Here is a 24,719-nt window from a genome sequence, read left to right on the forward strand (position 1 = left end):
CGAGATCGAGATGCTGGAGATCAAGTGACGACCAACGTGCACACCGCCGCCGGTGCCGGCGACGAGACGGTCAGCCTGCGTGACCCCTACCCGTTCTTCGCCCGCAAGCGGCGGGAAGCCGGCGTGTTCGCCGGCACGGTGATGGACTACTCCAAGACGCCGGAGTCCCTGCGACCAAGGCAGGAATACTCCGCGATGTCATTCGACGCGGTCAACACGGTGTTTCGGGATGGCCGGGTGTTCACTTCCAAGCCGTACGACAAGACCATCGGCCTGTTCATGGGGCCGACGATCCTGGCGATGGAGGGAAAGAAACACCGCGAACACCGCAACTTGGTATCCGCGGCATTCAAGTCAAAGGCCCTGGCCCGCTGGGAGCCAACCATAGTGCGGCCGATCTGCAATGCCCTGATCGACGAGTTCATCGAGACCGGTCGCGCCGACCTGATCCGCAACTTCACCTTCGAATTCCCCACCCGCGTCATCGCAAAGCTGCTGGGGCTGCCGGCCGACGACCTGCCGATGTTCCGCAAGCGCGCCGTGCAATTGATCAGCTATCACGTCAACTACGAAGGCGCTTTCGAGGCCTCGGCCGCGCTCAAGGAGTATTTCGTCGAGCAGATCGAACAGCGCAAATCCAAGCCCACCGAGGACATCATCGGTGACCTGGTCACCGCGGAGATCGATGGCGAAAAGCTCACCGACGAAGCCATTTACTCGTTCCTTCGTCTGCTGCTGCCGGCCGGCTTGGAAACCACCTACCGCTCGTCGGGAAACCTGTTGTATCTGCTGCTGACGCACCCGGAGCAATTCGCCGCGCTGCAAGCCGACCGCGGGCTACTGGCACCGGCCATCGAGGAAGGGCTGCGCTACGAGACGCCGCTGACCGTCGTGCAACGCTTCACGACCGAAGACACCGAGGTGGAAGGCGTGCAGATCCCGGCACGCTCGGTGATCGGGGTGTGCATCGGTTCGGCGAACCGCGACGAGCGACGCTGGGAACGCTCCGAAGAGTTCGACATCTTCCGCAAGCACACGCCACACATTTCGTTCGCCGCAGGTGAGCACACCTGCCTCGGTTTGCATCTGGCCCGGCTGGAAACGCGCGTCGCGATGGAATGCCTGCTGGACCGGCTGACCAACGTCACCTTGCTGACCGATGATGACCCGCACATCCACGGTCAGCCGTTCCGGTCACCGAATGCGCTTCCAGTGACGTTCGACGCGAAGTAGTGTCCGGAAATGGTCAAAGTCATGACGGGCTTTCGGGTCCTCGAGCTTGCGCAGTTCACCTTCGTTCCGGCGGCGGGAGCCATCCTGGCCGACTGGGGAGCCGACGTCATCAAAGTCGAACACCCGGGCCGCGGCGATACCCAGCGCGGCTTCCTGAATATGGGTGGCATTCAGATCGATCCGGAACGACACCCGTTGATGGAACATCCCAACCGGGGCAAACGCAGCGTCGGAATCGACGTCTCCACGCCGGGCGGCCAGGAAGTGATTTACGAGCTGGCCAAGACGGCGGACGTGTTCCTCACCAACTACAAGCCCGCGCAACGCCAGAAGCACAAGTTCGACGTCGAGCACATTCGCGCGGTGAACCCGGACATCGTGTACGCCCGCGGCTCGGCCTACGGCGACAAAGGGGCCGAGCGTGACACCGGCGGCTATGATGGCACAGCGTTCTGGACGCGCAGCGGCATCGGGTACGCCCTGACACCCGAGGAGCTGGGCGGCGCACTGGGACAAGGCATTCCCGCATTCGGCGACTCGATCGGCGGCATGTTCATCGCCGGCGGCATCTCGGCCGCGCTGCTGCATCGCGAGCGCACCGGTGAGGCCGTCGAGCTCGACGTGTCGCTGCTGAGCACCGCGTGGTGGGCGGCCGGCGCCAGCGTGACACAGGGCATGGAGACCGGCGAGGTCATGCGCACTCCCATGCCGGGTTCCGGCGCGCCCTCGGTGAATCCGTTCATGGGCAACTACGAGACCTCCGACGGCGGCACCATCAACCTGTGCATCATCAGCCCGACCGGGCTGATCCGCGACACGTTCGAACACCTGGGCATTCCCGAGGCGGCCGACGATCCCCGCTTCGCCGACGTGCTTCCCCTGATCCAGAACGCCGACGCCGCCGCCGAGCTGATCGCGAAGGCCTTCGCCGGCAAGCCCTTTGACTATTGGCGGCAGCACCTCAAGACGATGAAGGGCCAGTGGGCGCCGTTCCAGAGCCTCATCGACCTGGTCGACGACGAGCAGGCGATCGCCAACGACATGATCGCCGAAGTCGAGCTCGCCGGCGGAGGCAAGCCGTTCCGCGTGGTCCGCGGCCCCGTTCAGTTCAACCACGAGCCGTTGACGACGACCCGTGCCCCCCAGGCCAGCGAGCACACCGAGCTGGTTCTGATGGAGCTCGGCATGGACTGGGAGCGGATCGAGGAACTCAAGAATGCAGGGGCCATTGCGTGACCCCCACTAACGATGTCGCCATCATCGGCGTGGGTTTACACCCGTTCGGCCGCTTCGAGGGCAAGTCGGCGATGCAGATGGGTGTCGACGCCATTCTCGCCGCGGTCGCTGACGCCGGAATCGCTTGGCAGGACGTCCAGTTCGCCACCGGCGGCAGCTGGACGGTAGCCAACCCGGACGCGATCGTCGGCATGGTCGGGCTGACCGGCATCCCGTTCACCAACGTGTTCAACGCCTGCGCGACCGCGGCCAGCGCCGCCAAGGCCTGCGCCGACGGCATCCGGCTCGGCGACTACGACATCGGGATCGCCGTCGGTCTGGACAAGCACCCGCGCGGTGCGTTCACCGAGGACCCCGCACTGGTCGGTATGCCGCGCTGGTATGCGGAAAACGGGCAATATCTGACCACCCAGTTCTTCGGGATGAAAGCCAACCGCTACCTACACGAGCACGGCATATCCCAGCAGACCCTGGCCAAGGTCGCCGCCAAGAACTTCCGCAACGGGGCGATGAACCCCAACGCATTTCGCCGCAAGCCGATCTCCGAAGAAGACATCCTGAACTCGGCGATGCTCAATTACCCGCTGACGCAATACATGTTCTGCGCGCCCGACGAGGGCGCCGCCGCCGTGGTTATGTGCCGATCGGACATCGCACACCGCTACACCTCCACGCCGGTCTACCTGCGGGCAGTGGAGGTCCGCACCCGCCGCTACGGGGCCTACGAAGTCAACACCACCTGCGCACCCGTCGAAGAAGACGTGGCGCCAACGGTTTACGCCGCCCGCAGCGCATTCGAAAGAGCCGGCATCTCGCCCGACGACGTCGACGTCATCCAGTTGCAGGACACCGACGCCGGCGCCGAGATTATCCACATGGCCGAGTGCGGGTTCTGCGAACACGGCGACCAGGAAAAGCTCCTGGCCGACGGCGCCACCGAGATCAACGGCGCGCTGCCGGTCAACACCGACGGCGGGCTGATCGCCAACGGCGAGCCCATCGGCGCCTCCGGCCTGCGGCAAATCCACGAAATCGTGCGCCAGCTCCGCGGCGAGGCGGGTGAACGCCAAGTGCCCGGCAACCCGAAGGTGGGATTCACCCAGCTGTACGGCGCGCCGGGCACCGCCGCGGCGACGATCCTCACGACCTGACGGCGCCCCCAGCGCCGAACGTGAACTGGCGGTTACGACACGCCGAAGGCTTGCGCCGTCAGTTCACGCTCGGCGAAGCTAGGAAGCTTTCCGCGCGACCGGCGCGTACGCCGGCTTACCCAGGCCCAGCACGTATTGCGCGATCATGTTGCGGAACACCTCGAGCGTGCCGCCGTAGATGCCGACCAGCGGGGCGAATCGGTACACGTATTCCGCGGCCCCGTTGTCGGCCGCGCCGTCGGTGCCGAGGGGCAGCGTCGCCGCGGTGCCCAGGATGTCCATCAGGTCCGGCGAGATGTCGCGCATCGTCTGCGCCAGGGCGACGCGCCCGAAGATGCTGGGCGCGCTCAACGACGCTTCCATCCGTGCCGCGCTGCGCCCCAAGCGATATGCCACCGCCGAATCATCGATGAGCCTGCGCCCGTTCGGGTCTCGCTCGCCCACTTTGGCCGCGGCCTTGTCCAGGGCGTTCGCCATGAAACCGGCCTGGTGCATCATGATCGAGACATCCTGCAGCCCATCCGGGGCGGCCGCCACCGCCCCGTGCTCGGTGTTGAGGGGTTCACGCAACACCGTCCAGCCGGCGTTCACGTCGCCCAGGCGATACTTGTCGTCGACGCGCACTTCGCTGTAGTAGACGATGTTGGTGCGGTCACCATCGACGGTGCGGATGCCCTGGATCTCGATGCCCGCGGAGTTCAGCGGGACCAGAAACATGGTCAGGCTCTTGTGCTTCTGAGCGTCCGGATCGGTATTGGTGATGAGGAAGACGTACTGGCAGTTGTGCGCGCCGGTGGTGAACATCTTGGAGCCATTGATAATCCAGGTTGATCCATCCGCCTCACGCACCGCGCGGGTCTTGCAGGTGGCGATGTCGGACCCGCCCTCGGGTTCGGTGTAGCCCAGGCACAGCCTGACGTGTCCGCTGAAGACGCCCGGCAACACTTCGTCCCGCAACTCGGCGGAGCCGAACCTCGCGACCGAGCGGGTCACCATGGCGGTGGTGCCCCAGGTCACCCAGGGCACGTGCGCGCGCCGTTTCTCCAGCTCCCAGATGCGGCGACGCAGCCGGCTGAAGCCACCGTCGGCCTCCGGCTTCCATTCGCGTTCGAGGTAGCCGGCGGCGCCCAACGCCAGGTGCACTCCCTCGTCGAAGTTGTCGCCCGTTTCCCGGTCCCGGCGTATGACGTCTTCCGTCACATGCGTGCGCAGAAACTCGCGCGCCTCCTCGAGGAAGCGCTGATCGTCGTCGGACAGGGTGACTCGTGAAAAATCCACTTAGGCGCCCTTTCCACTTTCGCGCGCGGCGACCAGCTCGCCGACGTACTTGGCGCTGGCGCCGGGATCCCCGCCGGCCAGCGCCCACCCGCGGGCACGTACCAGATACGCCGTGGCGGCGGCCTCGGCCGAAACGCCAAGTCCGCCTTGGATGTGCACCGCCATGGTCGCGGCCTTCGCCGCCTCTTCCGCCATGAACACGAAGGCCGAGGGCGCCAGCTCCGGTCGCTCGTGCGGCTCGTTGTCCAGGAACCAGGCCGCCCGCCGCGCCAGATTGCGGCCGCCCTGCACGGTGATCGCGATGTTGGCCAACGGATGAGAGATGCCCTGCAACGTCGAAATGGGGACCCCCAGCGTGTAACGCGTCTTGGCGAACTCGGCGGCGATGGTCATGGTCTCCTCCACCAGGCCCACCAACGCCGCCGCGCTCAGCACCCGCCATTCATCCAGCGCCCGTTGATATTCCGCCATCGCGTCGGATCCTTCGGCCAGCACGGTGCGGGTGTCGGCGGTCGCCGGATCCACCCAGGCCATCGGCAACCGTCCGATGTTGTCCACCTTGGTCGGGCGCGTGCCGAACGTCAGCGCGACCACGGCCCCGTCTTCGCGCACGATGATCTGATCGGCGATCGATCCGGTGGGCAGGAGCCGAGCGCCGGAGGCGCTGTCCTGCTGCGGATCGAACGCGGCGAGACGCCTGCCGTGCACGACGTCGGGTTCAGCCTCGCCGAGGCGCGCGAGCAGCCGTGCGGTGCAGACCTGGTCGATCCACGGCACGGGCGCGAGCGACCGGCCGATCTCCTCGGCCACCAAGGTCAGGTCGACGAGCGTCGCGCCGTCTCCGCCCGCGGATTCCGGGACCGCCATGGTCGTCGCGCCCATGGCGCACAACCGCTCCCACAGATTCTTGTCGAAGCCGGTCTCCTCGGCGGCGCGCACGGTTTCGATCGGGCAATGCGTTTTGAAGAAATCGCGGTAGGCGGCCTGTATCGCCTCGTGATCCGACGTCAGGCTGTAGTCGAGCCTACGTAGTTCATAGCGGTCCATCCTCAGCCTTCCTTCTGGCCACCGAAGAAGAATTCTTGCGCATTGTTGTAGAGATAGTTGTCGAGCACCTCGGCGGGCAGATCCAGCCCGGCCGCTTCGGGAACGACGCGGTGCATTTTCAGCACCGGCCAGTCGGAGGCGAAGATCACCTTGTTCGGTCCGCGAGTCCGCATGTAATGCAACAGGCTGTCCGGCAACCGCTTCGGTGACCACGCCGACGTCATCAGCCGCAGGTTTGCGTATTTGATCAACAGCCTGATCGCGATGTCCCACCACGGGTCGGCGCCGTGAATCATGCACAGCTTCAGTTCGGGAAATCGCACGCAGACCCGGTCGAGGTGCATTGGGTTCTGCACCTCCCCGGGGATGGGCGGCCCGGGAATGCCGGTGTTGATACACAGCGGCAGCCCGAGCTCGGCGCACTTGGTGTACAGCGGGTAGTACACGGCATCGCTCGGCGGGTACTGGCCGTCACCCCAAAAGCTCGGTCCCACAGCGGCATAGGCAACGGGCAGGTCGTTGACGACGGAGGAGAGTTCCCGCAGGGACGGCATCGGCCGCAGCAGGTTGACCCCGCCCATCGCCAGCGCGAACCGGTCGGGCTTCTCCTCGACGAACTTGCGCGCGGTCACCGACGGCTTGGCCAGGTTGTCCATCAGGATCGCCTTGCGCACGCCCTGGACGTCCATCTCCTCGAGCAGCTTCGACAATTCGACCGGCTCGAACATCGACTCCGGCCCTTTGAAGTAGTCGTCACGCACCTTGAGCATCCAGGAGGGCTGCCGCTCGGTCTCGCCGAAGTGCACATTGACCAGACAATCGATGACCTTCATGTCGACATCGGCGCCTTTGCTGTTGCGTGACGTTTCGCCCAACGGTAATCGGCCTTGCCGTTGCCCAGGCGCTGAACCCGCTCGACGACGACGAACTCCTTGGGCGCCTTGAAGCGCGCCAGCCGCGACGTGCAGAGCGCGTGCAGCTCCTCGGCGGTCGCGACGGCTCCGTCGCGGAGTTCGATGAGGGCCACGAGTTCCTCGCCCCAGCGCTCGCTGGGGCGGCCGACCACCAAGGCGTCGGCGATCGCCGGGTGGGCGCGCAGCACCTCTTCGACTTCCTCGACGAAAACCTTCTCACCGCCGGTGTTGACCACCAACGAGTCACGGCCGAACAGCCGCAACGTTCCATCGGGTTCCAATCCTGCCCGGTCACCGGATATGACCACCCGCTTGCCGTCGATCTCGGGAAACGTCTTACGCGTGGCTTCGGGATCGTTGAAGTAGCCCAACGGTATTCGCCCTTCCCGGGCGACCCAGCCCACCTCCGTCTCGCCGGGGGCAAGAAAGTGGCTGTAGTCCTCGGAAAGCACCAGTCCGCCCTCGCGCAGCGTGAAGGTGTCGGCTTGCGTGCCGGGCCGGCTGTGGCCGAATCCCATGTTGCCCGTCTCCGACGAGCCATAGCCGTTGATGAGCGTGATCTGCGGTAGCAGTTCCAGCAGGGCTTGCTGATACTTCGGATTCGTCGCGGCGCCCCCGGTGCCGATCGCATACAGCGACGACAGGTCGTAGGAACCAGCCCGCAACTGCGCCACCAGCGGCGCGGCGTAGGCGTCGCCGACCATCGTCATCATGCCGACCTTCTCGCGTTCGGCCGTCTCCCAGACCACGTGCGGGTCAAGCTTTTTCGAGGTGTCATAGAGCACCACCGGGGTACCCGCCATGATCGCGGCGAATGCTGTCCACATGCCGGCCGCGTGCATCAGCGGCGAGACGGCGAACCATGGTGCACCGGCGCCACCACGCACCTTGTCGTGGATCTCCTGGGCACAGGCGTGGTCGGCCCCCACCATCGACGTCACGTACATGTCGGACTGTCGCCAGAGCACACCCTTAGGCCGGCCGGTCGTCCCGCCGGTGCAGATCATCAGCAGATCGTCCGGCGACGCCATCACGCTCTGGTCGGTATCCCCTTGCGCCAGTGCATCATCCAATGACACGGAGCCGGGCAGGTCCGGGGTCGTGCTGCCGTCGTCGACCGACACCAAGAGCTCCACGCCGTCGCGAGCGAGCACGTCGGCGAACGCCGCGCCCAACCCACGGTGGTAGATGACCGCCCTGGGCCGCACGTAGTCGAGCAGCTCGCCGACCTCACGTGGCGTGTAGTGGTAGTTGATGTTCACCGGAACGGTCCGGGCCTTGAGGCAGCCGACGAGCACGTCGGCGTACAGATCGTTGTGCATCACGAGCGCGACCCGATCCTGCCCGCATTCCCAGTTCCGCAGGGATGCGCGTTCCCGATGAGCCCCTAACCCGTTGCCCGCCAGGAAGTTCGCCAATCGGCGCGTGCGTTCTGCCGACTGGCGAAAGGTGCTGCGGCGGCCGCCGCAGACGGTCATCGTCCGGTCGGGTATGACGTTGGCGATTTCGTCGAGAACCGCCCCTATGGTCCATTCGCTCACGGGCGTAGTCGGCCTCGTCCCCGATCAGGCGGCCGAGCCGACTTGGACGCCGAGAAGGTCTAGCGCGTTGTCCCGCATGATCTTTCGCACGTCGGACGAACTGAAGCCTTTCAGCTCCTCGGCGAACGACACCGGTGATTCCAGGCCCTCGCCGTGCGGCCAGTCGGAGCCGAACAGGATCTTGTCGACACCGATGGCCTCGGCCAGCTCCGGTAGGTCGTCCTCGTAGTAGGGGGCGATCCACACGTTGTTACGCAACTGCTCCACCGGGTCTTCGGGGAACCACTGGGGCTGGGTGTTCGCCGCCTTCTTCAGCCGCTTGATCAGCCGGTGCACGAAGTAGGAGCCGTTCTCGATGCTGACCGCCTTGAGTTTCGGATGACGGGTGAACACCCCGTGCACGATCATGGAGGCCATCGTGTCGTGGATGGCCCGGTCGTCGAGGAGGACCTGGTCCAGCGGATCCTTGGCCCCGAAGCCCTCGAACGTCGCCTTGCCGCCCCACGCCGCCGCGATGTGCAGATAACCGCTGTCGGACAGGTGGAATCCCACCGGCACGCCCGCCTCGGCCAGCCGGGCCCACACCGGGTCGTGGCTGGGATCGCCCAGGGAGCGCGGCTTGACCAGGCCGGGCACCGGCGCGGGCCGCACCAGCACCAGCTTGGCGCCGCGCGCCAATACGAACTCGACCTCTTCGACGGCCTTGGCCGGGTCGGCCAGCGAAATGATCGGCGCGGCAATGATTCGGCGATCGGGCAGGTCGAAGCCCCAGTCCTCGTCGAGCCACAGATTGAACGCATGCACCGACGCCATCGTCGCCTCGATGTCGTGTTTGAGCGCCTCTTCGACCCCGCAGCCGAACGTCGGCAGCATGAACACCGTCTCGATGTCCTGGGTGTCCATCACCGCGATCCGGGCATCGCGGTTCTGGTACTCGGGATGGTCCGCCAGCCGTTCGACCTTCATCAGCGAGGCCGGGTCGACGCCTTCCGGAATCTCGCCGCGGAACAACAGGTCGAGGCAGCCCGGCACGATGATCGGATCGAAGGTGGGATTGGGGATGAAGTGGTTGACGCGGTCGCCGATCACGGCCCAGGTCCGCTTGCCCTGCGTGACCATCTGGACGCCGCGCCGTTTGAACCTCTTGTCCAGGTGACGGGTGAACGAGTCCAGCGGCTCGTAATAGTGGTTGTCGACGTCGATCGCCTGGTAACCCAAGTCAGCCATGATCATCCTTTCCGCCAATACCGGCGAACACTAAGCGTCGGTCGAATCGAGCGATGGGAATTGCGGCGGCCGCTTCTCCAGAAAACTCGTGATGCCCTCGATCACGTCAGGGCGCGGCATGGCCTCGTGCAACAAAACCTCGGCGAGCGAATTGGCCTGTTCGACGTCGCGGGTCGCGTCGCCGTAGACCTGCCTCTTGATCACCGCCATCGCCGCCGGAGAGCAATGCGCGGCGATGTCCTCGGCGTAGTTCAGGGCGCGATTCATCAGATTGTCCGGAGCGACAACTTCTTTCACGAGGCCCAGCTCGGCCGCCTCCTCGGCGAGGAAGGTCCGCCCGCTGAGCAACAGATCGAGAGCCACGCCCCAGTTGGTCAGCCGCGGCAGTATCCAGGAGATCCCGAACTCCGCGATCAGACCGCGGCGTGCGAACACGGCGCCGAACTTCGCGCCGGCGGCCGCGAACCGGACGTCGCACATCAGCGCCTGGGTCAACCCGATGCCGACACAAGCACCGTTGATGGCAGCGATGACGGGCTTGCGCAGCGTCGTCACGAAGTGGGGTGGGCGCTCCCCCACCAAGTCGGCCAGGTCCGTCTGAGCCGCCTTCTCCATCGTCTCGCCGTAGTCGGGTGCCGCACTCGGTGCGCCCAAATACGCGCCCGCACAGAATCCCCGGCCCCGGCCGGTCACCACGATGACGCGAACGGCCGGGTCCTGCTCGGCGCGATCGATCGCCGCGTAGAACCCCGCGGCGATGTCGGGCCCCCAGGCGTTCAGGCGATCCGGACGATTGAACGTCAGAATTGCCACACCGGTTTCAGTAACCTCATACAGCACCGCCGCATCGGTGACCACACGGTCGGCGGCGCTCATCGGACCGTCCCCTCATAGTGACCAGCGGGCGAGTTTGTACCCATACTGTATACCTATCGGTACCGCATTCCACAACCGCAGCCAGTCCCGGGTGAAACCCCGGCTACACTGCGATTTCGGGCGCGAGGGCAGTTTCAAACCGCCCACAGATCGACCGCCCGGCTAAGACGGATTTCGACGCAGTCGCAACCCGCGCGACGGGCGGGGGCACGCACCCTGTTCTCGGTGCACAAACCGTCCGCGACGGCGCAAGACTTGATTTCTGTGGTGTGTCCCACGTCGCCGCGACGTTTGCATCGGCCCCGCGATCGGGAAACCCACGAGGAGCCAGCCAATCAATGGGGAGGTAGTTGCAGTGGTTGACGTCAAGAGTGGCCCGATCGAACTGATTCGAGGCATCGTCGAAGATGCCCTGGGTAAGACCAAGCAGGTCATCGGGATCATCATCGGCAACGACGGCCTGATCGACGAGGGTAAGGCTCAGCAGGACAAGGCGGAAGCCCAGCGCAACGCTGGAAAGAAGGAAGCCGCCGCTGAGAAGGCCCGTGGTAAGGCCAAGGCCTATGAGCAGCGTGAGCGGGCCGAGCAGAACTAAGCGGTCAGCTAGTCGGGCGGGCCCGGTCGATTGACCGGGCCCGCTTCGCTGCGTAATCGCTGTTACGGCACCACAGTTTCGAGTAGGCCCAGGCGTTCATACGCGCCTTCGATTTGGGCCTTCGCCTCGGCGGGTAGTTCGGCTTGCGGGGGCCGCGAATGGGGGTACGCACCGATGGGCAGGCCAAGTAGCGACGCAGCGTATTTGAACGCGCCGCCCCAGTGGGTGAAGTAATCCGCACGGCCCGGGTAGCAGGTCCACCAAGACCCGATGTCGAGGTCGAACTGGTCCAGGCCGGACGCGCGGCCATAGTCCATCGCCTCGACGAGTTTGTCGCTCTGCACCAGATCCCAGTATTCGGAGAACAATCGCCGCGTAGGCGTTTCGAAAAGGTAACCCGACGTACCCAGCTGCGCCGGACAGACGATCCCGTCGCGCAGCCAGCCTGCGCGGTACACCGTCTTGTCGCATTCCCACACCGCGAGGCCAGGTGCCAGTTCATGCAGCATCCGGCTGCTCGCCGGTCGGAAGGCGCCCTCTTTGGTGGCGCACACCGCGGGAACCTCGTGGTAGATCCGGGCGCTCTCGGCCGGCGTCAGCACGTAACCCGAGGACGGCGAGTTGAACATGCCCAGCGCTATATTCGTGCGCGCCGCCACGTATTTGAAGAAGCGCAGCACGCCCTCGCCGCCATGCGCCTCCATCATCGGCGTTTGGATATAGGCGATGTCAGCGCCCGCCTCCTGAGCGTGCAGCGTCAAGTCCACGCAGTCCTTGGCCGACATGGCCGCCGTGCACGCCTGCACCACCACGTCGGGATTGATACTGCGCGCCTCCTCGACGGCCACCTCCAAAAGGCGTCTGCGTTCGTCGAGGGTCAGCGACCAGAATTCGGCGATTCCGCTGGTGCACCACAACATCGGATGCCCGAGGTCGCCGACACAGTAACGGACCAGCGTCCGGTAGGCGTCCCAGTCGATATCATCGCCGTCGGTGCCGCAGAACGGCGTGTAGAGGGAGTCACCGATCCCCCGCAATGCGCCGGGCGCCCACGCACGCGCCTCCGCTGCCGTAGCCAAAGCCGACTCCTTTTGTCTGCCAATCGATTTCTTCGCCTTATCCTCAAGTGAAGTCTGAACCACCATCGACATTGATGTTGGCTCCGGTCATGTAGGAGTTGCGCCGCGAGGCCAGGAAGGCGGCGACTGGGCCGATTTCGTCCGGCAGGCCCGCCCGCGGCAGGTGCGCGGGATGACCGAAATGCTTGGCGATGGCCTCCATCAGGGCGTAGGGGTCGTTGCCGTCGACCCCCACCGACTTCGCCCAGCCCGCCAGTGATTCGGATGCGATGCTGCCGGGCGACACCACGTTGACCAGGATCTCGTCCTTGGCCAGCGACAAGGACAGGTTCTTCGAAACGCTCGTCAGCATCGATTTCGCCGCCGTGTAGGCGGGCAGCATCACACTTTGACGCTGAATCGAGTGCGCCGAAAAGGTGACGATCCGGGCCCATTGCGCCTTTCGCAGTAACGGAAGCGCCGCACGCACGCAGCGCACCATCCCCAGCACGCCGTCTTCTACGGACTGACGCCACTGGTCGTCGGTCAGATCTTCGAACGTGCCCGCGGCGCCCGGCCCCACCGTGACCACCAGCGCATTGAGCTCACCGTCCCATCGCTGCGCGAGCTCCCCGAACACCGCGCCGACCGCTTCGTCGTCCCCGATGTCGGCGGTCAGCCCTACCGCATCCGGGCTGCCACGCCGCGTGAGATCGGTCACCGCCGCGTCGAGGGCGTCTCGACTACGGCCGACGACCGCCACCCGGGCACCTTCGTCGGCGAAGCAGCGCGCCGTCGCCAATCCCATTCCGCGGCTACCACCGACTACCATCGCAGTGGCATTCGCCAGCCCTAGATCCATTGCGTAATCCGTAGCTCTAGCCTGGTCATTTTCGCCTGTCCAGCCGATTTACCAAAAAGCCTACGATAGGTATTACAGTAGCAGAGGAAGAATGCGACACGAAGGCGTATACGCAGGTCAGATGAGAAAGTGCCGGTAAATTCGATAATACCGGCGGCACGGTCGGCAGACCGAATGAACGAAACAGATTTTGATGGAGGTGCCCGTAGTGGCAAAACAGGCAACCGCCGATAAGCGCCAGCGACGCGAACGCGGGTCCATCAATCCCGACGACATCATCAGCGGCGCATTCGAACTCGCGGAGCAGGTGTCGATCGACAACTTGAGCATGCCGCTGCTCGGCAAACATCTCGGTGTCGGCGTGACGAGCATCTACTGGTACTTCCGCAAGAAGGACGACCTGCTCAACGCGATGACCGACCGCGCCCTGAGCAAGTACGTGTTCGCCACTCCCTACGTCGAGGCCAACGACTGGCGCGAGACGTTGGCCAACCACGCGCGCTTGATGCGTAAGACGTTCATGGGCAACCCAATTCTGTGCGACCTGATTCTGATTCGGGCGGCCCTTTCCCCGAAGGCGGCACGGATGGGTGCCCAGGAGATGGAAAAGGCGGTCGCCAATCTGGTGGAGGCCGGCCTGTCACCGGAGGACGCGTTCGACACCTATTCGGCGGTCTCGGTGCACGTGCGCGGTTCCGTGGTGCTGCAACGGCTCTACGAAAAGAACCAGTCGTCGGATATCGGACCCCGCGCCATCGAGGACGCTGTTTCCATTGACCCGGAAAAGACCCCGCTCCTCGCACAGGTGACCCGGATCGGTCACCGCATCGGCGCTCCCGATGAGACCAATTTCGAGTACGGCCTCACCTGCATTCTTGATCACGCCGGCCGGCTGATCGACGAGAGCAACGGGTCGAAGGGCGCCAAGGCGGCGCCATCACGACAGCGCAAGCCCGCCAAGTCCGCTACCACCCGGGGCAAAAGCAAGGCGGCAGCGGCTCGCTGACCCCGTCCGAAACCCTCTGTCAGCCTTCGGGTTCCGGGACGTGGAAGTGCTCGTCGCGTAACCGAAATGCCTCCCGGGCACCGTGTTGCGCACGGGTTTTGACGAAGTTGAATTCGTCGGGCCCGAATTGCAGGTTGGTGCCGAAGGCGTGGAACAGATAGCTGGCGACCTCTTCGCCCTGGTACGCCTGGCTCTGCTCGACGAGCCGGAATGCCTCCTTGGCGATGACGACTCCGTCGGCGGGCATCTTCGCCGCCTTCTCCGCCCAGTAGCGTGCCCGGGCCGTCACCGCGCCGGGCGCGCACGTGTCGGTGAAGATTCCGAGGTGTTCGATCTCGGCCGCCTCGATGATGTCGCCGGTCAGCAGCAGCCGCCGGGCCAGCACCGGCCCGAGCCGGTGAAAGAACATGTGCAGGCTGCCGAGCGCGGGGCCCAGGAAACGGGTTGCGGGCATGCCGATCTTGGTGTCGCGCGCGATGACCGAGATGTCGGTCATCAACGCCATCTCGAACCCACCGCCGAGCGCGTAGCCGGCGATCTCCCCCACCGTTACCTTCGGGAAACCCATGAAATTGTGGTAGAAGCCAAAAGACTTGCGGTCCACGGTAAGTCGTCGGCGTTGGCTGGGGCGACGTTTGGCAGCCCGGTCGTCGGCGGCCGCCTGGTCGGGTGGCGCGGACGAGCCGTACCAGCCGTAGGCATTGTTCATGTCGGCTCCGGTGGAAAAGACCCCCTCGGCGCCACGCAGTAACACCACCGTGAGGTCGTCGTCCTCGGCCACCCGGTCCAGACAGCGGGCGACGGCCTCGCGCATCGCCGCGTCGTAGGAGTTGCGTTGTTTGGGATTGTTCAGCGTGATGGTCGCGATGCGCCGGTCGGGATCGACGTCGAAAAGCACGCGATCGTCTGAGGTGCTCGAGGCGGTCATGTGTCGGACTCCTTTCGGCGCCTGCCGAATCGCGTTCCGGCAAGCCTTTCCGGCCGTGAAGCCAACGTGTTGACCTCACCGGTACACAGGACTTCGCCGTCGAGCAGCAGCCGCCCGGTGGAAGTGATGCCGCGTTCGCCCGGGGATCGGGTGATGTCGAATCGCAGCTCGGTCAGCACCGGTGTCGGCCGGCGGAAAGTGACGGCCAAGGATCGCGTTTTGCCAGAGAGGCCGGTGACGCAGTTGTGGTGCTGAATGACGCAGTCGAAGAAGACGCCCAGGAACCCGCCGTGCACCAGTCCGGGCGGACCCTCATATATCAGCGGGAACTCGACAGTGCCCGTTGCATTCTCGGCGTCGAGTTGCTCGAACCGGTATTCGGGAAAGCACGGGTTGTACGCGCCGATGTCGGTGGCGTGGTTGAGGTAGACGCGCCGGGGGTCGTCGGGCAATTCGCCGATGCGCGGTGCGTTGTCCGCCGGCGCCGCGGCCGCCAGTTCGCTTTCCCACTCGGCGAACTTCTGCAGCATGGCGTCCACCGCGCGGTGCGGATGCTCGAGGGATACCAGCAACGAGCTCAGGCGCCGCATGGCGGCGGCCGCGGCCACCGTCTGGGCAAGCGGAGCCTCACCGAATCGCGCGCCTCCGTTGCTCGTCGACGCCCGTGCGGCATGCCCCTCCGACAAGGTCATCGTTCCCTCTTTCACCCCGGGTTGTTCCGCAGGCAGCGTATCCTTGCTAACTTATACAGCGTATCAATCGTATTGCCTACTGTATGGGTAACCGTATCGGCGGAGAAAGGCCGGATTCGACGGTGAGTCAGGGGGCCGACACGGCCGGTGCCGAGGGTTCGGTAACAGCGCACCGCGACGGTGCGGTGTTGCTGGTGACTATCGACCGCCCAAGCCGGCGTAACTCGTTGACACAGTTGATGATCGGGACGTTGGTCGACGCGCTCACCGATGCCGCTGCCGACGACTCGCTACGCGCCGTCCACATCCGCGGCGCGGGCGATCACTTTTGCGCCGGCGCCGACTGGGTGGCCGCCAACAATCCGGGCGCTCAGCGTCCCCGCGCCGGTGATCTGGTGCGACGGATCCCCCATGGCGCTCACCGGGTGATCGAGCTCCTCGCAAGCATCCAACTGCCGGTGGTGTGCAGCGTGCGGGGCTGGGCGGTGGGATTCGGCTGCAATCTGGCTCTGGCCGCCGACTTCACGGTGGCCGCCGACGATGCGGTGTTCTGGGAGCCCTTCATCGACCGTGGATTCAGCCCGGACTCGGGATCCACCTGGCTGCTGCCCCGGCTCGTCGGCTTGGCGCGGGCCAGGCGCATGCTGCTGCTCGGTGAGAAGGTGAGCGCGCCGGATGCGGCCGACTGGGGGCTGATTCATCAGACGGTAAGCGGTCCGGACCTCGACCACGCAGCCAAGGAGCTGGTGGGCCGACTCGCCTCCGGTGCGACGGCCGCGCTCGGCCTGGCCAAACAGGCGTTGAACTTCGGCCAGCATGCGACGCTGAGCCAGTCGTTGACCCAGGAGCTGTTCAACCTGGAGTTAGCCTGCAGGACAAGAGATTTCAAGGAAGGCCTGGAAGCCTTCAGGCAGCGACGGGCACCGAAGTTCGATGGCCGATGATCGAAGGGATGATCGATGCCCACTGAGTCATTCGACACCATCAAGTACGACGTCGATGGGCACACCGCGACTATCACCCTGAACCGTCCGGACGCCCTCAATGCTCTCAGCCCGCACATGATCACCGAGCTGCGCGCGGCCTACGACGAGGCCGAAAACGACGACAACGTCTGGCTCACCATCGTCACCGGCACCGGCCGGGCCTTTTGCACCGGCGCCGACGTCAAAGAGATTCCGGAAGACGGCAAGGTGATCTACGAGCGGCCATATCTGTCGACGTACGACCAGTGGGAGGCGCCGCAGGAGGGCACGCCGCCATTTCGCGCAATGGCCAAGCCCGTGCTGACCGCCGTGAACGGAATCTGCTGTGGCGCCGGGATGGATTGGGTCACGACGACGGACATAGTGATCGCTTCCGAGCAGGCGACCTTCTTCGATCCGCACGTCAGCATCGGGCTGGTGGCCGGCCGGGAACTGGTGCGGGTGTCTCGCGTGTTGCCCCGCTCGATCGCGCTGCGAATGGCCTTGATGGGCAAGCACGAGCGGATGGGCGCGCAACGCGCCTACGAGCTCGGGCTGATCAGCGAAATCGTCGAACACGAGCGTCTGCTCGAGCGTGCCCACGAGATCGCGGACACCGTCAATTCCAATGCGCCGCTGGCAGTCCGGGGCACCCGGCTGGCGATCCTCAAGGGGCTGAACGTTCCGCTGCACGAGGCGGAGATACTCGCCGAGACGTTCCGCGAGCGTGTGCTGCGTACCGAGGACGCGCAGGAGGGTCCGAGGGCTTTCGTCGAGAAGCGCAAACCGAACTGGCAATGCCGATGACCTTCGAAACCATTCTGCTCGAGGTGGACGCGCACGACCATGTCGCCACCATCACGCTGAAGCGCCCCGATCAGCTCAACGCGTTCAACCGCACCATGTGCGAGGAAATGGCCCGCGCGTGGCGCACGGTCAAGCTCGACGACGCGGTGCACGCGGTGGTGTTACGCGCCGCCGGCGATCGGGCGTTCAGCGCCGGCCTGGACATCAAGAAGCCGTACGGGCAGCCCGAAAACATCTGGCACCACGAGGATCCCGGAGAAGCCCTGAGCCCAAAGTGGCAGAAGATGTGGAAGCCCGTGGTCTGCGCGGTCCAGGGCATGTGCACCGCGGGCGCGTTCTACTTCGTCAACGAATCCGACGTGGTCATCTGCTCCGAGGACGCCACGTTCTTCGACTCTCACGTGTCGGCGGGCCTGGTCTGCGCATTGGAACCGATCGGCCTGATGCGCCGCATCGGCCTGGGCGAAACTCTGCGCATAGCACTGATGGGCAACGACGAACGCGTCAGCGCCGACACCGCGCTGCGCATCGGGTTGGTCTCCGAGGTCGTCGCCGCTGACCAGCTCTGGAGCCGCGCCCACGAGATCGCGGCGACCATCGCGGCCAAGCCCCCGACCGCGACCGCGGGCACGGTGAAAGCGATTTGGGAATCCCTGGACAAGCCGTACCGCGCCGCGATGGAGCAGAACCTGATCTACACCCGGCTGGGGAACCCGCTGGGCATCGCCGAGCTCGCAGCTCAACGCGATTCCCAAACCCGGGTGGGTAAACCGGAGATTCGCTGATGTCGCGCCACCCACTGGTTCAACGCATCGCCGAAGTTCTTGCCCTACAGCCGGACTCGCATGCCATTGAGTATGGCGGGCAGTGGATCTCCTGGGCCCGGGTGGCCGCAGCGGCACAACGCATCGCCGCCAAAACCTGCGGAGCCGAAGTCGGGATGCTGCTCCGCAACCGGCCGGGACACGTGGCCGCCTTTCTGGGCGTGCTGCTGAGCGGCGGAACGGTGGTGGTCATCAACCCGTCGCGCGGTGACGAGCGTACCAAGAACGACATCGTGGGGCTGCGGCTTCCGGTGATCGTGGGCGAGCGTACCGATCTGACGGCGCTGGTACCCGCGGGCACGCCGACCGTCGCGATTTCGGGTCTGTTGGATGACGACGACGCAATCGCGCCGTCCGCTCGCGAAGGCGGTCCCCCGTCCGGCGTCGCGGTGCGCATGTTGACCAGCGGCACGACGGGGCCACCCAAGCGAATCGACCTGAGTTACGACATGCTGGCGCGCAGCGTGATGGGTCCCGAGCCCGAGCAGGCGGCGTCGCCTCAAGGGCTGCGCCGCGGCATCGCGATCGTGAACTCACCGCTGGTGCACATCGGCGGGGTGTTCCGGGTGCTGCAATGCGTCGCCGAGGCACGACCGTTCGTGCTGTTGGAACGTTTCGAGCTCAACGCGTGGGCCGAGGCGGTGCGCAAGCATCGCCCCCGCGCGGCGTCGCTGGTACCGGCCGCGTTGCGAACCGTGTTGCACTCCGATGTTCCGCGCGCCGACCTGGCAAGCCTGAAGGCCGTCACCTGCGGGACGGCACCGCTGTCGGCCGAGGATGCCGACGCCTTCACCGAGAAGTACGGCGTGCCCGTGTTGACCTCTTATGCGGCAACCGAATTCGGTGGTGGCGTGGCGGGCTGGACACTTTCCGACCATCAGCGGTACTGGAAGACCAAGCGAGGCAGCGTCGGCCGGGCCAATCCCGGCGCTGGGCTCAGGGTGGTCGCCGAAGACGGAACCCCTTTGGGCCCGGACGAAGTGGGCCTGCTGGAGGTAAAGCCGGGCCAGCTTGGGCCTGCCGCGCAATGGATGCGGACCACGGATATGGCGCGGATCGACGACGACGGGTTTCTCTGGATCGTCGGGCGCGCCGACCAGGCGATCATCCGCGGCGGTTTCAAGGTGATGCCGGATGACGTTCGCGCCGCATTGGAGAGCCACCCCGCGGTGGCCGGCGCGGCGGTGATCGCCCGACCCGACGAGCGGCTCGGCGAGACACCGGTCGCCATGGTCGAGCTACGCGAGCGGGCCCACGCCGACGCCGAGGCGCTGGTGAAGTACCTGCGAGAGCGGCTGGCGGGTTACGAGATACCCACCGAGATCGCGATCGTCGACACCATCCCCCGGACACCATCGGGGAAAGCCGATCTTGGTGCGATACGAAACTTCTTTCGCCAGCCCGCGATCCAACGCGACCATGCCCGTTGAATCATTGACGGTCGGCGAGCTCCTGCGGCGGCAAGCCGGTTCGCGCGGCGACCACCCGTTCCTGGTCTGCGACGGTGACCGGATCAGCTACGCCGAGACCGATTTCCGTTCGGCGCGGCTCGCGCGCGGTTTGGTTGCTCTCGGCGCCGGCAAGGGCACCCACGTGGGGCTGCTCTATCCGAACGGGTCCGACTTCGTCGTCGGGATGGCGGCCGCGGCGCGAATCGGTGCCGTGCTGATTCCGTTCTCCACCTTCGTCACCGGCCGCGAGCTGCGCGAGCAACTTGTCGATAGTGACGTGGAGATCCTATTGACCGCCAGGTCTTTTCGTTCTCACGATTACCTGCAACGCCTGTGCGAAATTCTCCCGGACGCCGATCTCGGCTCCCGCTTGTATTGTGCGACAGCACCGCAACTGCGTCACGTCGCGATAACTCACGAGACCGTAGCTGGGCGCGCCGACACTGTCGATCCGGCATTGCTGGCGGCGCTGGAAGATGATGTCGCGGAATGCGATCCGATGGCGATCGTGTACACGTCGGGCTCCACCAGCTGCCCGAAGGGGGCGGTGCACACCCACGGCGCCCTGCTCGCGCATCAACAAACCCTCAACAGGGTCCGGGGCTTGTCCGCCGACGACAGGCTGTTCTGCAATTCGCCGTTCTTCTGGATCGGTGGATTCGCGTTCGGCCTGCTCGCGACCTTGGTGGCCGGATCGACCTTGGTGTGTTCCAACGCCGAAGATGCGGGCGCGACGCTCGATCTGCTGGAGACCGAGAAGCCCACCATGACCAACGGTTTCGAGGCGGGGGTCGCCCACCTGGCCGACCATCCGAGCTTCCCCCAGCGCGACTTGACCTCGATGCGGCGCGGCAACCTGTACCCGATCATGGCTCTCGATGCCCGCCCGGTGGACCCGGAACTTCGGCACAACATGCTGGGCATGACCGAGGCAGGCAGCGTGGTGCTGATCGGCGATGACGAAGCCGACCAACCCGAGCACCGGCGCGGCTCGTTCGGCAAGCCGGCACCGGGCGTTGAGACCAAAGTCGTCGACCCCGACACCGCGGCCATCAAGCCGGTCGGCGAGGTCGGCGAGTTGTGCATTCGCGGACCGTGCCTGATGCAGCGCTATTACCGGCGCAGCCGCGAAGAGTGTTTCGATGCCGACGGTTGGTTTCACACCGGCGACTTGGTGCGCGTCGATGCCGAGGGATTCGTCTATTTCCTCGGCCGGCTCCGCGCGATGATCAAAACGGGGGGCGCCAATGTCTCGGCGGCCGAGGTGGAGAAGGCCATCAGTAGGGTCACCGGCGGAGCAGCGGCTCATGTGGTCGGCATTCCCGACGCCCGGCGCGGGCAGCTCGTCGCCGCGGTGGTTGTCCAGCCCGACGGTGCCACGGATTTCGACGAAGCCGCACTGGTCGCGCTGCTCAAATTGGAGCTGTCCGCGTACAAGATTCCCAAGCGGTTCCTCGCCCTGCGCGGCGCCGAGGTTCCGCTGCTGTCCAGTGGCAAGGTCGACATGCGCCAACTCACGGAACTCTTCGATGCCTAGCACCATCGACGAGCTGGTGCGGTGGCGGGCCGAACACGATGCTGACACGCCGATGGTGATCGATCCCACGTCCCGCATCAGCTACCGCGAACTCGACTCGACGACACGCGATTTGGCCGCCACCTTCATCGAGGCTGGCGTGGTCAAGGGCACCCGGGTGGGGCTCATCATGCCCAACGGCACCCGCTGGGTGCAGATCGCCATCGCCCTGACCCGCATCGGCGCGGTGCTGGTACCACTGAGCACCCTGCTGACCGCCGCGGAGCTGGCCGCGCAACTGCGGGCGGCCGCGGTGCAATTCCTGCTCAGCGTCGAGGAGTTCCGCGGGCACCGCTACCTGGATGAGCTCAAGAACACGCGCCGGACCGAACTTCCCGCGTTGCGGGCGGTCTGGTCGGTCGACCGACTCGAAAAAGTCTGCCCGAGCGAGCGGGTCCGCAACATCGTCGACCCCATGACAGCGACGGTCACGCCCGCCGACCCGCTGGTGATCATGTTCACGTCGGGCAGCAGCGGACCACCCAAAGGAGTCATCCACTCGCACGGCAGCGCGCTGGGCGCTGTGCAGTCGGGCCTTGCGGCTCGCTGCATCGCCTCTGATACCCGCCTGTATCTGCCGATGCCCTTCTTCTGGGTGGGCGGTTTCGGCAGCGGCATACTCTCCGTCCTGCTGGCCGGCGCCACCCTGGTGACCGAAGAAATCCCGCGGCCGCAAACCACCCTGAGACTGCTGGAAGACGAACGGGTCACGCTGTTTCGCGGCTGGCCGGACCAGGCCGAGGCGTTGGCGCGGCACGCCGGCGAGGTCGGCGCCGACCTCTCGGCCCTACAGCCGGGAAGCCTGCAGGCCCTGTTACCGCCCGAGCGGCGCGCCCGGCCCGGCGCGCGAGCCGCGTTGTTCGGTATGACCGAAGCCTTCGGGCCGTACTGCGGTTATCCCGCCGATACCGACATGCCCGCCTCCGCGTGGGGCAGCTGCGGAAAACCCTTTCCCGGCATGGAAGTCCGCATCGTCGACGCCGACAGCGGCGCGCCGACCGCGGCCGGCGCCACCGGCGTGATCCAAATCCGCGGACCGCACACGCTGCGCGGCATCTGCGGGCGCACCCGCGAGGACCTCTTCACCACCGACGGCTTCTACCCCACCGGTGACCTCGGCCACCTCGACGACGACGGATTCCTGTTCTACCACGGGCGATCGGACGACATGTTCAAAGTCAGCGGCGCGACCGTTTACCCCAGCGAGGTCGAGAGCGCGCTGCGCACGATCGACGGCATCGACAACGCCTTCGTCACCAATGTTCCCGCCGCCGCGGGCAATCGGGTGGGCGCCGTCGTCGTGTGCCGAGGGTTGACCGCCGATCGGTTGCGCGGCTGCGCGCGAACTCTGTTGAGCGCCTTCAAGGTTCCGACGGTGTGGCTACTGCTGGAATCCGACGAGGACGTTCCGCGCGGTGGCACCGGCAAGGTCGACATCCGTCGACTGCGCGAGATGTTGACAGACGAGGCTCAGGGCCCGGCACGTTGTTGATCCACGACACCTTGCCTGGTACCCAGGCGCGCGCGAGCAACAAGAGATACCGCCGGGGCGGCTTCACGAAGACGTCGGACCGCCGACGTCGGCCACCACTCCGCGTGCGACGAGGTGATCGATCAGCGGCACCGCCCCGGCGGCAAGGTGTTCCGACATCGCCGCGCGGGCGAGCTTGGCGTCGTGCTTTTTCAGCGCGGACAGGATCCGGCGATGGTCGTGCATCGATTGCTCTGGCCACCCCTCGATGGCGGGGAACACGGATTCGGGGGCATACCGGGTGATCTGTGACATCAGCTGCGCGAGCTTGGGCGAGTCCGCCGCGACATTGATGGCCCGGTGAAACTCGTGATTCAGCCGCACGGTGCGTTCGTGTTCATCACCGGCGTACGCATCCTCCAGTTGTGCTTGGATCTCCTTGAGCTCGTGCAGTTGCTCGTCGGTGATGTTGAGCGCCGCCCGCGCGGCCAACTCGCCACCGACATGCGCCTGCACATTCGCCACATCGGTGACGTCGCGTCCGGTGACCGGCAGCACCACAAAGCCACGGCGCGGTTGCTGGTTGATCAGGCCTTCGGCGCACAGCGCGAACAGCGCCTCACGCACCGGTGTGACGCTGATACCCAGCTCCGCGGCCAATTGATCCAACCGGACGTACGATCCGGCGGCGTACGACCCGTCGAAGATCCGCCGGCGGATGAGGCGCGCGACGTCCTCGGAAAGTTGAGGCCGCGCAGCGAAATCCGGAACGCTCATCTGCTTACACCTGATACTCGGCGAGCAGTCGCTTGCTGATGATGTTCTTCTGGATCTCGCTGGTGCCCTCGCCGATGAGCAGGAATGGCGCATCGCGCATCAGCCGCTCGATTTCGTACTCCTTGGAATAGCCGTAACCGCCGTGGATCCGGAAACTCTGTTGGGTGACTTCGGTGCAATATTCGCTACACAGGTATTTCGCCATCCCGGCGGCGACGTCATTGCGCTCACCCGAGTCCTTCAAGCGCGCCGCGTTGACCATCATCAGGTGTGCGGCTTCGACTTTGGTCGCCATCTCGGCCAATTGGAACGCGATGGCCTGATGCTCGGCGATCGGCTTGCCGAAGGTCTCGCGTTGTTGCGCGTAGCGCACCGCGAGCTCGAACGCGCGAATCCCGAGGCCGCACGCGCGGGCCGACACGTTGACCCGGCCGACCTCGATGCCGTCCATCATCTGGAAGAAACCCTGGCCGGTGTTGCCGCCAAGCACGTCGCCGGCGCCGGCCCGGTAGCCGTCGAAGATCATCTCCGTCGTTTCGATGCCCTTGTAGCCCAGCTTCTCGATCTTGCCCGGAATGCGCAGTCCGGGAACGACTTCCCCGAAACCCGCCGGCTTCTCGACCAGGAACGCGGTGAGGTTGCGGTGCGGTTTGTCCGACCCTTCGTCCGTGCGCACCAACACCGCCACCAGCGTGGCAGTGGCGCCATTGGTCAGCCACATCTTCTGGCCGTCGATGGTGTAGGTCCCGTCGTCATTGCGGCGCGCCCGGGTGCGGATCGCGGCCACGTCGGAACCCAGCTCCGGCTCCGACATCGAGAAGGCGCCCCGCGTCTCACCGACCGCCATCCGCGGCAGGAACCGCTGCTTTTGTCCGTCGGTGCCGTGCTGACGCAGCATGTAGGCCACGATGAAGTGCGTATTGAGCACGCCGGACACGCTCATCCAGCCCCGCGCCAGCTCCTCGACACACAGGGCGTACGTCAACAGCGACTCACCCAGCCCCCCGTACTCCTGCGGAATCATCAGGCCGAACAGGCCCATCTCCCGCATCTGGTCGACAATCGCCTGCGGGTAGGTGTCGGCCCGTTCCAGCTCGGCCGCGTGGGGAATGACCTCCTTCTCCACGAATTTTCTTACGGTAGCGACGATCTCGGTCTGCATCTCGGTCAAGCCGAGCGTTTGCGCGAGTCTGGTCATGTGCTG

At 65.6% G+C, this 24,719-nt stretch carries 23 protein-coding genes; 11 read left to right on the top strand and 12 right to left on the bottom strand.

Going from position 1 to position 24,719, the window contains the following annotated elements:
* Positions 1–24 precede the first annotated feature (24 nt).
* Genes AC5Y4T_RS15475 through AC5Y4T_RS15485 form a run of 3 tightly spaced genes read left to right on the top strand, consistent with a single transcriptional unit; the run spans position 25 to position 3,620 of the window.
* A complete protein-coding gene (locus AC5Y4T_RS15475; RefSeq protein ID WP_499954174.1) occupies positions 25–1,233 on the top strand; it encodes a cytochrome P450 in 1,209 nt (402 codons plus the stop codon).
* Positions 1,234–1,254: 21 nt separating this feature from the next.
* On the top strand, positions 1,255–2,469 hold the full coding sequence (locus AC5Y4T_RS15480; RefSeq protein ID WP_499954267.1) for a CaiB/BaiF CoA transferase family protein: 1,215 nt from the start codon (positions 1,255–1,257) through the stop codon (positions 2,467–2,469).
* On the top strand, positions 2,466–3,620 hold the full coding sequence (locus AC5Y4T_RS15485; RefSeq protein ID WP_499954176.1) for a thiolase family protein: 1,155 nt from the start codon (positions 2,466–2,468) through the stop codon (positions 3,618–3,620). Before AC5Y4T_RS15480 ends, AC5Y4T_RS15485 begins: the two co-directional genes overlap by 4 nt.
* 78 nt (positions 3,621–3,698) lie before the next feature.
* On the opposite strand, the gene AC5Y4T_RS15490 is transcribed toward AC5Y4T_RS15485, so the two are convergent.
* The 6 genes from AC5Y4T_RS15490 to AC5Y4T_RS15515 are packed head-to-tail and all read right to left on the bottom strand — an operon-like array spanning position 3,699 to position 10,503.
* Positions 3,699–4,898: an acyl-CoA dehydrogenase family protein gene (locus tag AC5Y4T_RS15490; RefSeq protein WP_499954178.1), complete on the bottom strand. Its 1,200-nt coding sequence runs from the start codon at positions 4,896–4,898 to the stop codon at positions 3,699–3,701.
* The gene (locus AC5Y4T_RS15495; RefSeq protein ID WP_499954180.1) at positions 4,899–5,945 is read right to left on the bottom strand and encodes an acyl-CoA dehydrogenase family protein; all 1,047 of its coding nucleotides are present in this window, start codon (positions 5,943–5,945) and stop codon (positions 4,899–4,901) included.
* Positions 5,946–5,947: 2 nt separating this feature from the next.
* A complete protein-coding gene (locus tag AC5Y4T_RS15500; RefSeq protein ID WP_499954182.1) occupies positions 5,948–6,778 on the bottom strand; it encodes an amidohydrolase family protein in 831 nt (276 codons plus the stop codon).
* On the bottom strand, positions 6,775–8,400 hold the full coding sequence (locus AC5Y4T_RS15505; protein ID WP_499954184.1) for an acyl-CoA synthetase: 1,626 nt from the start codon (positions 8,398–8,400) through the stop codon (positions 6,775–6,777). The genes AC5Y4T_RS15500 and AC5Y4T_RS15505 overlap by 4 nt, the downstream gene beginning before the upstream one ends.
* Positions 8,401–8,424: 24 nt before the next feature.
* A complete protein-coding gene (locus AC5Y4T_RS15510) occupies positions 8,425–9,627 on the bottom strand; it encodes an amidohydrolase family protein (protein WP_499950214.1) in 1,203 nt (400 codons plus the stop codon).
* 30 nt (positions 9,628–9,657) lie between these two features.
* Entirely contained in the window at positions 9,658–10,503 is an 846-nt protein-coding gene (locus AC5Y4T_RS15515; protein ID WP_499954186.1) for an enoyl-CoA hydratase, read from the bottom strand.
* A gap of 355 nt (positions 10,504–10,858) precedes the next feature.
* Here AC5Y4T_RS15515 and mbp1 point away from each other — a divergent pair, with 355 nt between their 5' ends.
* Positions 10,859–11,098, top strand: a complete 240-nt coding sequence (gene mbp1 / locus AC5Y4T_RS15520) for a microaggregate-binding protein 1 (RefSeq protein ID WP_499954188.1) — start codon at positions 10,859–10,861, stop codon at positions 11,096–11,098.
* 62 nt (positions 11,099–11,160) lie between these two features.
* Here the strand turns inward: mbp1 and AC5Y4T_RS15525 are convergent, their stop codons facing one another.
* Both AC5Y4T_RS15525 and AC5Y4T_RS15530 read right to left on the bottom strand, forming a co-directional pair.
* Positions 11,161–12,177 (bottom strand): dihydrodipicolinate synthase family protein, encoded by a 1,017-nt coding sequence (locus AC5Y4T_RS15525; protein ID WP_499950216.1) that lies wholly within the window; start codon positions 12,175–12,177, stop codon positions 11,161–11,163.
* Positions 12,178–12,220: 43 nt separating this feature from the next.
* Positions 12,221–13,018 (bottom strand): SDR family NAD(P)-dependent oxidoreductase, encoded by a 798-nt coding sequence (locus AC5Y4T_RS15530; RefSeq protein ID WP_499954190.1) that lies wholly within the window; start codon positions 13,016–13,018, stop codon positions 12,221–12,223.
* Between the two features lie 193 nt (positions 13,019–13,211).
* Here AC5Y4T_RS15530 and AC5Y4T_RS15535 point away from each other — a divergent pair, with 193 nt between their 5' ends.
* Positions 13,212–14,024, top strand: coding sequence for a TetR/AcrR family transcriptional regulator (locus AC5Y4T_RS15535; protein ID WP_499954192.1), 813 nt, complete (start codon positions 13,212–13,214; stop codon positions 14,022–14,024).
* Between the two features lie 19 nt (positions 14,025–14,043).
* On the opposite strand, the gene AC5Y4T_RS15540 is transcribed toward AC5Y4T_RS15535, so the two are convergent.
* Both AC5Y4T_RS15540 and AC5Y4T_RS15545 read right to left on the bottom strand, forming a co-directional pair.
* Positions 14,044–14,952, bottom strand: a complete 909-nt coding sequence (locus AC5Y4T_RS15540; protein ID WP_499954194.1) for an enoyl-CoA hydratase/isomerase family protein — start codon at positions 14,950–14,952, stop codon at positions 14,044–14,046.
* Positions 14,949–15,644, bottom strand: a complete 696-nt coding sequence (locus tag AC5Y4T_RS15545) for a hotdog family protein (protein WP_499954196.1) — start codon at positions 15,642–15,644, stop codon at positions 14,949–14,951. Before AC5Y4T_RS15545 ends, AC5Y4T_RS15540 begins: the two co-directional genes overlap by 4 nt.
* 122 nt (positions 15,645–15,766) lie before the next feature.
* On the opposite strand from AC5Y4T_RS15545, the gene AC5Y4T_RS15550 reads away from it, so the two are divergent.
* From AC5Y4T_RS15550 to AC5Y4T_RS15575, 6 genes are read left to right on the top strand one after another with little or no spacing between them, the layout of a single operon-like run.
* Positions 15,767–16,588: an enoyl-CoA hydratase/isomerase family protein gene (locus AC5Y4T_RS15550; RefSeq protein WP_499954198.1), complete on the top strand. Its 822-nt coding sequence runs from the start codon at positions 15,767–15,769 to the stop codon at positions 16,586–16,588.
* 15 nt (positions 16,589–16,603) lie between these two features.
* The gene (locus AC5Y4T_RS15555) at positions 16,604–17,416 is read left to right on the top strand and encodes an enoyl-CoA hydratase/isomerase family protein (protein WP_499921372.1); all 813 of its coding nucleotides are present in this window, start codon (positions 16,604–16,606) and stop codon (positions 17,414–17,416) included.
* Positions 17,407–18,201: an enoyl-CoA hydratase/isomerase family protein gene (locus AC5Y4T_RS15560; protein ID WP_499954200.1), complete on the top strand. Its 795-nt coding sequence runs from the start codon at positions 17,407–17,409 to the stop codon at positions 18,199–18,201. The genes AC5Y4T_RS15555 and AC5Y4T_RS15560 overlap by 10 nt, the downstream gene beginning before the upstream one ends.
* Positions 18,201–19,670, top strand: coding sequence for a class I adenylate-forming enzyme family protein (locus AC5Y4T_RS15565; protein ID WP_499954202.1), 1,470 nt, complete (start codon positions 18,201–18,203; stop codon positions 19,668–19,670). Before AC5Y4T_RS15560 ends, AC5Y4T_RS15565 begins: the two co-directional genes overlap by 1 nt.
* Complete coding sequence (locus tag AC5Y4T_RS15570) at positions 19,660–21,228, top strand: class I adenylate-forming enzyme family protein (protein WP_499954204.1); 1,569 nt, start codon at positions 19,660–19,662, stop codon at positions 21,226–21,228. Before AC5Y4T_RS15565 ends, AC5Y4T_RS15570 begins: the two co-directional genes overlap by 11 nt.
* The gene (locus AC5Y4T_RS15575; protein ID WP_499954206.1) at positions 21,221–22,759 is read left to right on the top strand and encodes a class I adenylate-forming enzyme family protein; all 1,539 of its coding nucleotides are present in this window, start codon (positions 21,221–21,223) and stop codon (positions 22,757–22,759) included. The genes AC5Y4T_RS15570 and AC5Y4T_RS15575 overlap by 8 nt, the downstream gene beginning before the upstream one ends.
* A 63-nt stretch (positions 22,760–22,822) precedes the next feature.
* Here AC5Y4T_RS15575 and AC5Y4T_RS15580 read toward each other — a convergent pair whose 3' ends face one another.
* Positions 22,823–23,515, bottom strand: coding sequence for a GntR family transcriptional regulator (locus AC5Y4T_RS15580; protein ID WP_499950231.1), 693 nt, complete (start codon positions 23,513–23,515; stop codon positions 22,823–22,825).
* Between the two features lie 4 nt (positions 23,516–23,519).
* The gene (locus AC5Y4T_RS15585; protein ID WP_499954208.1) at positions 23,520–24,713 is read right to left on the bottom strand and encodes an acyl-CoA dehydrogenase family protein; all 1,194 of its coding nucleotides are present in this window, start codon (positions 24,711–24,713) and stop codon (positions 23,520–23,522) included.
* Positions 24,714–24,719 lie beyond the last annotated feature (6 nt).

The sequence above is a fragment of the Mycobacterium sp. NGS11 genome, from assembly GCF_059813315.1.

Coding starts and splice junctions, on each gene's coding strand:
- AC5Y4T_RS15480 (WP_499954267.1), top strand. CDS start 1,255: ATGACGGGCTTTCGGGTCCTCGAGCTTGCGCAGTTCACCTTCGTTCCG.
- AC5Y4T_RS15495 (WP_499954180.1), bottom strand. CDS start 5,945: ATGGACCGCTATGAACTACGTAGGCTCGACTACAGCCTGACGTCGGAT.
- AC5Y4T_RS15500 (WP_499954182.1), bottom strand. CDS start 6,778: ATGAAGGTCATCGATTGTCTGGTCAATGTGCACTTCGGCGAGACCGAG.
- AC5Y4T_RS15510 (WP_499950214.1), bottom strand. CDS start 9,627: ATGGCTGACTTGGGTTACCAGGCGATCGACGTCGACAACCACTATTAC.
- AC5Y4T_RS15515 (WP_499954186.1), bottom strand. CDS start 10,503: ATGAGCGCCGCCGACCGTGTGGTCACCGATGCGGCGGTGCTGTATGAG.
- AC5Y4T_RS15530 (WP_499954190.1), bottom strand. CDS start 13,018: ATGGATCTAGGGCTGGCGAATGCCACTGCGATGGTAGTCGGTGGTAGC.
- AC5Y4T_RS15535 (WP_499954192.1), top strand. CDS start 13,212: ATGGAGGTGCCCGTAGTGGCAAAACAGGCAACCGCCGATAAGCGCCAG.
- AC5Y4T_RS15540 (WP_499954194.1), bottom strand. CDS start 14,952: ATGACCGCCTCGAGCACCTCAGACGATCGCGTGCTTTTCGACGTCGAT.
- AC5Y4T_RS15545 (WP_499954196.1), bottom strand. CDS start 15,644: ATGACCTTGTCGGAGGGGCATGCCGCACGGGCGTCGACGAGCAACGGA.
- AC5Y4T_RS15555 (WP_499921372.1), top strand. CDS start 16,604: ATGCCCACTGAGTCATTCGACACCATCAAGTACGACGTCGATGGGCAC.
- AC5Y4T_RS15560 (WP_499954200.1), top strand. CDS start 17,407: ATGCCGATGACCTTCGAAACCATTCTGCTCGAGGTGGACGCGCACGAC.
- AC5Y4T_RS15565 (WP_499954202.1), top strand. CDS start 18,201: ATGTCGCGCCACCCACTGGTTCAACGCATCGCCGAAGTTCTTGCCCTA.
- AC5Y4T_RS15570 (WP_499954204.1), top strand. CDS start 19,660: ATGCCCGTTGAATCATTGACGGTCGGCGAGCTCCTGCGGCGGCAAGCC.
- AC5Y4T_RS15575 (WP_499954206.1), top strand. CDS start 21,221: ATGCCTAGCACCATCGACGAGCTGGTGCGGTGGCGGGCCGAACACGAT.
- AC5Y4T_RS15580 (WP_499950231.1), bottom strand. CDS start 23,515: ATGAGCGTTCCGGATTTCGCTGCGCGGCCTCAACTTTCCGAGGACGTC.
- AC5Y4T_RS15585 (WP_499954208.1), bottom strand. CDS start 24,713: ATGACCAGACTCGCGCAAACGCTCGGCTTGACCGAGATGCAGACCGAG.